Origin of the sequence: Paracoccus haematequi (genome assembly GCF_900631945.1) — a bacterium.
GTDB classification, from domain to species: domain Bacteria; phylum Pseudomonadota; class Alphaproteobacteria; order Rhodobacterales; family Rhodobacteraceae; genus Paracoccus; species Paracoccus haematequi_A.
In genome coordinates, this window is record NZ_UZWE01000007.1 from 1 (window position 1) to 6,694 (window position 6,694).

Here is a 6,694-nt window from a genome sequence, read left to right on the forward strand (position 1 = left end):
CCGGTCAGGAGCTTGGAAGGAAAACGCACGGTGCAACTCTGCCGGGTCGATGGCGTAGCGACCCCGATCATCCTTGGGCGCGCTCATGCGCCCACTATTGATGGCATTCAGAAGGGTAGACTTGGAGCGGCCGCAGGTCTTGGCAGCCTGGTTCAGCGTCAGCGGCACGGTGGTTCCTTGGGTGGTCGGGGCCGGTCGGCAGGGTGGTCGGTATCGGTTTCCGGAACCGGTAGCCGACCGGTCGGCTACTCGGGGGTCTGGTCGGACTTACCGCCCTCAATCACGTCCAGCTTGTAGCGTTCAACAGCTTGCGCGTGGCTGTTCACGTTGCCCCGGAATGCCCCTTCTGGCGTCACGGTGATGATCTTCACCCGCCCACGCTTCATCCGCCGGATGGCCCCCACCTGCTCCAGAAGGTCCAGAGCGCGAGCCATATCTCCTTTGTCGGTTCGCATCACCTCACACAGGTCGGCAGCGGTCTTGGTGCATTCGTAGGACTGCCACGCGAGGTTGCGGGTGATCTGCCAGAGCACCGCCTGCGCGTGAAACGCCTGCGCAGGCGTTTTCGCCGCCGCAAACAGGCGTTCGGTCACGGCGTCCTGGTACTGGAATGCAATGGACACGTTGCCTCCTCCGAAGAAGTCAAACTCAATCTGATTGCTGACGGACAGTTCCTTGGCCGCCAGAGCGGCCTTCCGCGCCATTGCGGCGCGTTCGGGGCTGTTCTCCCGGAGAGCCTGCTGATCGAGCAGGAGCGCCGCCTGGTCGTAAACACCGCGCTTGCGCATTGCGCGGGCGGTCAGATCGGCAGGCGGGTTCGGGTTTGTGCGTTGGCGCTGTTCTGCTGCCCCAACAATGACGCCGATAGACTGGACAGGCGAGCCTGTCCGACGCTGCGCCAGTTGCGTGACTTTGGCCGTTTCGATGTCTTCGGCAGACACCCCCATCCGCCGCAGTTCGTGAAGTGAAATCCTGCCCATCCCTCGCCTCGATAGTTGGCCACCAGCCAACTTTAGTTGGCCACCAGCCAACTGTCAATTTCTGTTTTTCTCAGCCCAGCAAGGCCGAAACGGCCAAAATGCACCAGCGTATCCATATATCCTAAGAGTCTTAGTGCACTGATGCGCGCAGATCGTCCGTCAGGTCGTACTGCACGGATGGGACATGCTGGGGAACAAGGACGTGGCGAGGCTGTGCCAGAGGGCCGGTGGCGCCCTGTGAGGGTCAGACCAGGCACCAAGGCTTGGAGAGAGTCCTAGAGGCGCTGCGGAACCCTCACGCCTGCTTGCGGGGCCTGCCGCCCTTGGCGCCGTTGGTCCGTGCGGCCGCGGCCTTGGCGGGGGAGGACGACTTGCCCCCTTCCGCGCCAAGCAGCGCGGCCATCCAGCGGCGCGTCCCATAGATGCCCTTCATGAAGCCGGGAACGTAAACGTCCGCATCCAATCTGGGCCAATGCAGCCCAAGGCCCGACGGGGTGATCTCGATCTCGGCCAGATCGACCGGATCGGCACCGGCCAGATCTTCAACAAGATGCACCGGGACCATGATGGTGACGCCGCTGCTCAGGCCCACCACGAGGCGGTTCTGGCGGGCGTCATATTCGGCACTGACGGCATAGCCGTTGCGGCGCAGCTCCTCGCCTTGGCGAACGGCAGACTGAAACTCTTGCTCAGAAATCTCCATGAATGGCGCTCCATTGCGGGCAGAGGGTGGACAGGTGCGCGGCCAAGTCCTTCTGTCCTAGCCAGCGATCAGGGCCAAAGGCGGGCAGTATGGACGAGGGCCAATATCCAGATCGTGTCCTGGTTGACGGTGTAGACCAGGCGGTAGCTGGGATGCGGGATCAGCTCGCGGGTATCGGGAATATGGCCCGGCTTTCCCATGAAGGGGTGATCTGCCAGCCGAGCTGCGGCTTCCCCGAACAGCTGGTCCATACGGATCGCGGCAGACGGGCTGTCGGCCGCGATGTAATCCATGATGTCAGCGCGGTCCTGCTCGGCTTCAGGCGCCCAGAGAACGATCACGCGGAGCCTTCGGCGAGTTTGGCCCGCCTGGCCGCAAAATCGGCTTCCACGGCCTCGTGGCTGCGTCCCTGGCCGTTCAGCATCGACGCGCGAGCCTTGTCCACCTTGCGACCCAGATACTCGCTGTAGGCCCGCTCATGGCGGCGCTGCTCGATGTAGTCGCGCATCAGCTCACGAACGACCTGCGATGCAGGACGGTCAGCGGCTGCGGCTTCGGCCATGAAGCTCTCCCGCAGATCCGGTTCCAGCTTCATCGTGAATACGGCTTTGGTGTTCATAGCTCATCCCCACAGATACTAACGGAGTATATACCGCGTTAGTATATCAATTCCAGACCGATCAGCTGCTTGGACGCTGTCTAACCCGGCAGTGTCAATCTTGCAAACTGACTTCTTCGCCAGCATACTCTCGTGGCCACGACAAGGCTTTGCCTTGCCCTGTCCACTCGCGCTGGTGAGGGGGCGTGCCGCCCCCTTCAAACCCCCGGCCCGCACCTTTGGCACGGCGGGACCAGCCCCGAACCCCGGCAGGGGCGATCCCCCTGCACTCTTTGGAGCCTGCCTCATGGCCAACGACCCTTCCGCTGCTTCCGAGCCTGCCCGTTGGATCAAGCTGCGGGCCAGCGCGGCCGAGCGGGCGCGATGGCAGGCATTGGCGGCGAGCCGGGGCATGAGCCTGTCAGAGCTGATCCGGGCGTCCTTGGGCGGCTTGCGGCTGCGGACGCGGCGGGAGGTGCCGCCGGTCGCGCCTGAGCTTTTGCGAGAGCTGGCGCGGATCGGGAACAACCTCAACCAGCTCGCGCGGGCCGCCAACCGGCACGAGCCGGTGACAGCAACCGCGCTGCTGTCGCGGCTGATCGAGATCGACCGGGATCTTGGGGCGCTTCGGGCGGCGCATACGCGGGCCGATCCGCCGGAGCGCGGCTAATGCTCATCAAGTTCACCAGCGGCGGGCGCGGCGGCGGGGGCGCGGTGTGCAGCTACCTAGTCGATGCGGAGCGCCAAGGCCGGGAGCATTGCCCGCCGGAGGTGGTGCGGGGCGACTTGGCGCGGACGCAGGAGCTGATCGACAGCATCGGGCGGCAGTGGACCTACACGCACGGAGTGTTGTCCTTCGCGCCCGAGGATGCGCCCACTGTGATCGAGCAGGAGGCCGCGATGGATGCTTTCGAGGCCTTCGCCTTCGCCGGCCTCGATGTCGATCAGTTCGACATCTCCTGGGTGCGGCACCAGCACACCGAGGGTGGGCGGGTGGAGCTGCACTTCGTGACCCCGCGCATGGAGCTGGCCTCCGGGCGGGCGCTCAACATCGCGCCGCCCGGCTGGGAGCGGAGCTTTTCCACCCTGCGGGACGCACTGAACCTGGAGCATGGCTGGGCGCGCCCGGATGATCCGGCGCGGGCGCGGGAAGTGGCCTTCGAGCTGTCGCCGCCTTGGGCGCAGCACGGATTCCACCTGAAAGAGGGCAAGGAGGCCGTCCACGGCTATGTGGTGGGGCTGATCGAGCGGGGGGCGGTGCATGACCGTGTCAGCCTGGTCGATGCGCTGACCGAGGCCGGGCTGGAGGTCACGCGGGCAGGCAAGGACTACGTGACGGTGCGCGATCCCGACACCGACGAGCGCCTGCGGCTCAGGGGCCGCATCTACGAGAAGGACTGGAACGATGACGCGGAGCTTGGCCGAGCGGCTGCACGAGAGGTTGGAGAGCCAGACGGCCGAGATCGCGGCCTTGACCGAGAGCGAGCTGCAGAAGCTCTCGCAGCGTGTGAGCGCGAGCGTGAGCACCGAGCTGAGCGACATCGAGATCGCTATCGCCCGAGCCACGCATGGGATCAGGAGCGCGCTGCCACAGCTGAAATGGATCTTGGGGCTGACCTGGGGCGCGCTGATCGTGAGCTTGATGCTGACCGGCTTCTTGCTTTGGCGCTCGAGCCAGCCCTTGAGGGTGGTGGAGGACATGCCCTTGGAGACGTTCCAGAGCGAGGGGCAGAGCTACCTGGTGGTGCCCGAGAACGCGACCCCGCTGCAATGCACCACGCCCTCGGGGCGGAAAGCGATTTGCCTGCATATGAAGAATGGGGACTGAGCCATGGACCAGCTCACGGCATTGGAGCGCGCCTTGCTCGAACAGTTCAGGCTCTTGGCGAACGAGTTCGATCAATCGGAGAGCGCGTCCGAGGAATATTCGAAGAAGGTGGGCGCATGGTCGCAGCGCATCTCGCAGCGACAATCAACGATCGAGGCCCGCTTGTCGCAGATCGAGGCCACACAGCAGCGCTTGAGCGCGGGCTTGGAGAACTTGAACGCGGCCTTAGCCAAGCAGACCGCCTCAACCACGCACTTGGTGCAGCAGGTGAACGCGTTGCTGAAAGAACGCTGACATTAGTCCAGGAGCGCAAAGCGCACGAATGGGAGTTGGAGCGGGCCGCAAGGCGGGAGCGCGACAGGGGCCACGATCACGAGCTTTAAGTTAGCCCCTCAAGGCAACCCTACTTTGTTTTTGGCTGAATTGGCAGAAGAACAATGAGATAGCCCCGGCCGTGATCCATACATCTGCAAGATTGAACACAAAGGGGTGCCATGCCCCAAAGTGCAGATCGAGATAATCGGTCACCACTCCATACACCGCACGGTCAATGACATTGGCGAGCGCCCCCGCCACAATGAAAGAGGCAGCAATGCGCTCCAAGCCCTGCGATCTAAAAGCCCATAGCGCAAAACTCGCTGTCAATGCGGCCGTGGCGAGCAGCAGCACAAGCCGCGCAGTCTCACCCTCGAATGAGAACAGGCTGAACGAAACCCCCTGATTGAAGGTCAGACGCAGCGCGACAAAGGGCAGAAAGTCGGTTGCCGCGCCGTAGGGTTCGAGAGAGGTGCGCGCCCATAGCTTTGCAGCAAGATCGAGCGCGGCTCCAAAGGCGATGATGAGTGCAGGCCTAGCCGTTTTCATGCACGGCCAGCCTGTTTGAGATCGGAGCGCGCATCCCGGATGATCGACCACGCCGATTGCAGGAACAGGCCCGCGACGGCGAAGGCCACCAGAAGGTCAGGCCAGGACGAGCTAAGCGCCCAGACGAGGACAGCCGCGACGACCACGGCAAGGTTGCCAATCGCGTCGTTGCGCGAGAACAGCCAGACTGCACGCATATTGGCATCGCCCTTGCGGTGGGGCAGCAGCACAAGGGCAGCGGCCACATTGACGATGAAGGCCACGACCGCGAAGCCACCCATCAGGAGGGTTTCCGGCTCATGCTCGACAAAGACGCGGTAGAGCGTCGAGCCAATCACGCCAAGGCCGAGCAGGCCCAGAAACACGCCTTGCAGCAGCGCCGCCTTGGCGCGGGCCGCGAGGCCCCAGCCCACCGCAATGAGGCCGAGGAAGGAAATCAGGCCATCGCCCACGAAATCGAGCGCGTCCGCCTGTAGCGCCTGCGAACCCGACAGAAAGCTGCCGAAAATCTCGATCACGCCATAGCCGACATTGAGAAGGACAACGATCCAGAGTGCGCGCTTGTAGGCTGGGGTGACGTGCGACAGGTCAGGGATCTTGTCGTCATCCTCATCGGTTTCCGCCCCGGCCACCTTGGGCTGGCCTATGCGATCAAGCTGATAACCCAGGCTTGTCACTGCCTGCTCAATAGCAGGAAGCCGCGTCTGCGGATCATCGACATTGAGCGTCATGATCTGCGAGGCAATCGACACCTTCACCTCGTCCACGCCTTCAACCTTGCGGGCCGCGCCCTCGATCTTGGCGGCGCAGGACGCGCAGTCCATGCCCGTAACGTGATAGCGGATTGTGTCGGTTGCAGCGGCCATTCGTCGATCCTCGAAACTTTAGCCTTGCCCTGCTACAACCTGTAGTGACTACAGGAGCAAGGCAAAAGATGCAGATCGGCGATTTATCCCGGCAGACGGGCGTGAACATCGAGACGATCCGTTACTATGAGCGCATTGGGGTTTTGCCCAAGCCTGCCCGCCAGCCGAACGGACGGCGCACCTACAGCCCCGCCGATGCCGAGCGCCTGGGCTTTATCCGCCATGCTCGCGAGCTTGGTTTCGATCTGCCAAGCATCCGCATCCTGCTCGCCTTGCAAGAACGGCCGGAAGCATCATGCGAGGATGCGAGCCGCATTGCCCAAGAGCAGCTTGAGGCAGTCGAAAGCCGGATTGCCCGCCTGCTTCTCTTGCAGGATGAACTGGCCCGAATGGTCAGCGAATGTAGACGAGGTAGGGTATCCGAATGCCGAGTGATCGAGGCTCTAGCCCCCCGCCCTACAGCCCGCTCTGATCCGAGCGGGCGGGCGGGGACTACTGCACCCTAGTCCTAAACAGCGCCAAGCTAACTTATCGGCCGAGGATGCGCTGAAGGAGGCTGCGCGGTTCCTTGGGCCGCTTGTCTTCCAGGAGCGCCTGCTGACGCTCGGCCAATGCGCGCCAATGGTCGGCATTGGCTTCGGCCTTGCCCAGCATCTCGCGCAACAACTCGACTTCTCGTTTTAGGCCTTGGTCGGTCAGGGTGGTCTGGTGGTTCTCATGGGTGGTCGGTTGCGGTTCCGGGAACCGGTCGGCCGACCGGTCAGGAGCTTGGAAGGAAAACGCACGGTGCAACTCTGCCGGGTCGATGGCGTAGCGACCCCGATCATCCTTGGGCGCGCTCATGCGCCCACTATT

Annotated in this window: 11 protein-coding genes; 3 read left to right on the forward strand and 8 right to left on the reverse strand. The window is 63.4% G+C overall.

The features are described 5' to 3' along the window. Positions 1 to 245 precede the first annotated feature (245 nt). The 4 genes from PARHAE_RS00100 to PARHAE_RS00115 all read right to left on the reverse strand — a co-directional run bounded on the left by PARHAE_RS00100 (position 246) and on the right by PARHAE_RS00115 (position 2,302). A complete protein-coding gene (locus PARHAE_RS00100; RefSeq protein ID WP_206436827.1) occupies positions 246 to 941 on the reverse strand; it encodes a helix-turn-helix domain-containing protein in 696 nt (231 codons plus the stop codon). A 334-nt stretch (positions 942 to 1,275) separates the two neighbouring features. Further along, complete coding sequence (locus PARHAE_RS00105; RefSeq protein WP_126152580.1) at positions 1,276 to 1,683, reverse strand: DUF2442 domain-containing protein; 408 nt, start codon at positions 1,681 to 1,683, stop codon at positions 1,276 to 1,278. A 68-nt stretch (positions 1,684 to 1,751) separates the two neighbouring features. Next, complete coding sequence (locus tag PARHAE_RS00110) at positions 1,752 to 2,024, reverse strand: type II toxin-antitoxin system RelE/ParE family toxin (protein WP_126152581.1); 273 nt, start codon at positions 2,022 to 2,024, stop codon at positions 1,752 to 1,754. Then, the gene (locus PARHAE_RS00115; RefSeq protein WP_126152582.1) at positions 2,021 to 2,302 is read right to left on the reverse strand and encodes an antitoxin of toxin-antitoxin stability system; all 282 of its coding nucleotides are present in this window, start codon (positions 2,300 to 2,302) and stop codon (positions 2,021 to 2,023) included. The genes PARHAE_RS00110 and PARHAE_RS00115 overlap by 4 nt, the downstream gene beginning before the upstream one ends. Positions 2,303 to 2,588: 286 nt before the next feature. Here PARHAE_RS00115 and PARHAE_RS00120 point away from each other — a divergent pair, with 286 nt between their 5' ends. Beyond that, positions 2,589 to 2,951, forward strand: a complete 363-nt coding sequence (locus tag PARHAE_RS00120) for a MobC family plasmid mobilization relaxosome protein (protein ID WP_126152583.1) — start codon at positions 2,589 to 2,591, stop codon at positions 2,949 to 2,951. Positions 2,952 to 3,007: 56 nt separating this feature from the next. Here the strand turns inward: PARHAE_RS00120 and PARHAE_RS22235 are convergent, their stop codons facing one another. Then, positions 3,008 to 3,982 carry a hypothetical protein gene (locus PARHAE_RS22235; RefSeq protein ID WP_241232608.1) on the reverse strand — a complete coding sequence of 325 codons (975 nt, stop codon included), beginning with the start codon at positions 3,980 to 3,982 and terminating at the stop codon, positions 3,008 to 3,010. A gap of 130 nt (positions 3,983 to 4,112) precedes the next feature. Between PARHAE_RS22235 and PARHAE_RS21495 the strand changes: the two genes are divergently transcribed. Beyond that, complete coding sequence (locus tag PARHAE_RS21495) at positions 4,113 to 4,403, forward strand: hypothetical protein (protein ID WP_241232609.1); 291 nt, start codon at positions 4,113 to 4,115, stop codon at positions 4,401 to 4,403. 90 nt (positions 4,404 to 4,493) lie between these two features. Here PARHAE_RS21495 and lspA read toward each other — a convergent pair whose 3' ends face one another. Together lspA and PARHAE_RS00135 are read right to left on the reverse strand one after the other, a co-directional pair. After that, complete coding sequence (gene lspA / locus PARHAE_RS00130; protein ID WP_088239308.1) at positions 4,494 to 4,973, reverse strand: signal peptidase II; 480 nt, start codon at positions 4,971 to 4,973, stop codon at positions 4,494 to 4,496. Beyond that, positions 4,970 to 5,839: a cation efflux transmembrane domain-containing protein gene (locus PARHAE_RS00135; RefSeq protein WP_028720581.1), complete on the reverse strand. Its 870-nt coding sequence runs from the start codon at positions 5,837 to 5,839 to the stop codon at positions 4,970 to 4,972. The genes lspA and PARHAE_RS00135 overlap by 4 nt, the downstream gene beginning before the upstream one ends. 68 nt (positions 5,840 to 5,907) lie before the next feature. On the opposite strand from PARHAE_RS00135, the gene PARHAE_RS00140 reads away from it, so the two are divergent. Next, complete coding sequence (locus PARHAE_RS00140; protein ID WP_126152585.1) at positions 5,908 to 6,345, forward strand: MerR family transcriptional regulator; 438 nt, start codon at positions 5,908 to 5,910, stop codon at positions 6,343 to 6,345. A gap of 22 nt (positions 6,346 to 6,367) precedes the next feature. Here PARHAE_RS00140 and PARHAE_RS00145 read toward each other — a convergent pair. After that, positions 6,368 to 6,694 (reverse strand): hypothetical protein (locus PARHAE_RS00145; protein ID WP_206436828.1); only part of this gene is annotated, 327 nt, incomplete at its 5' end.

Excerpts from the sequence above, each read along its gene's own strand:
- PARHAE_RS00135 (WP_028720581.1), bottom strand. The coding sequence starts at position 5,839 with ATGGCCGCTGCAACCGACACAATCCGCTATCACGTTACGGGCATGGAC.
- PARHAE_RS00140 (WP_126152585.1), top strand. The coding sequence starts at position 5,908 with ATGCAGATCGGCGATTTATCCCGGCAGACGGGCGTGAACATCGAGACG.
- PARHAE_RS21495 (WP_241232609.1), top strand. The coding sequence starts at position 4,113 with ATGGACCAGCTCACGGCATTGGAGCGCGCCTTGCTCGAACAGTTCAGG.
- PARHAE_RS00115 (WP_126152582.1), bottom strand. The coding sequence starts at position 2,302 with ATGAACACCAAAGCCGTATTCACGATGAAGCTGGAACCGGATCTGCGG.
- PARHAE_RS00105 (WP_126152580.1), bottom strand. The coding sequence starts at position 1,683 with ATGGAGATTTCTGAGCAAGAGTTTCAGTCTGCCGTTCGCCAAGGCGAG.
- lspA (WP_088239308.1), bottom strand. The coding sequence starts at position 4,973 with ATGAAAACGGCTAGGCCTGCACTCATCATCGCCTTTGGAGCCGCGCTC.
- PARHAE_RS22235 (WP_241232608.1), bottom strand. The coding sequence starts at position 3,982 with ATGTCCTCCACCACCCTCAAGGGCTGGCTCGAGCGCCAAAGCAAGAAG.
- PARHAE_RS00120 (WP_126152583.1), top strand. The coding sequence starts at position 2,589 with ATGGCCAACGACCCTTCCGCTGCTTCCGAGCCTGCCCGTTGGATCAAG.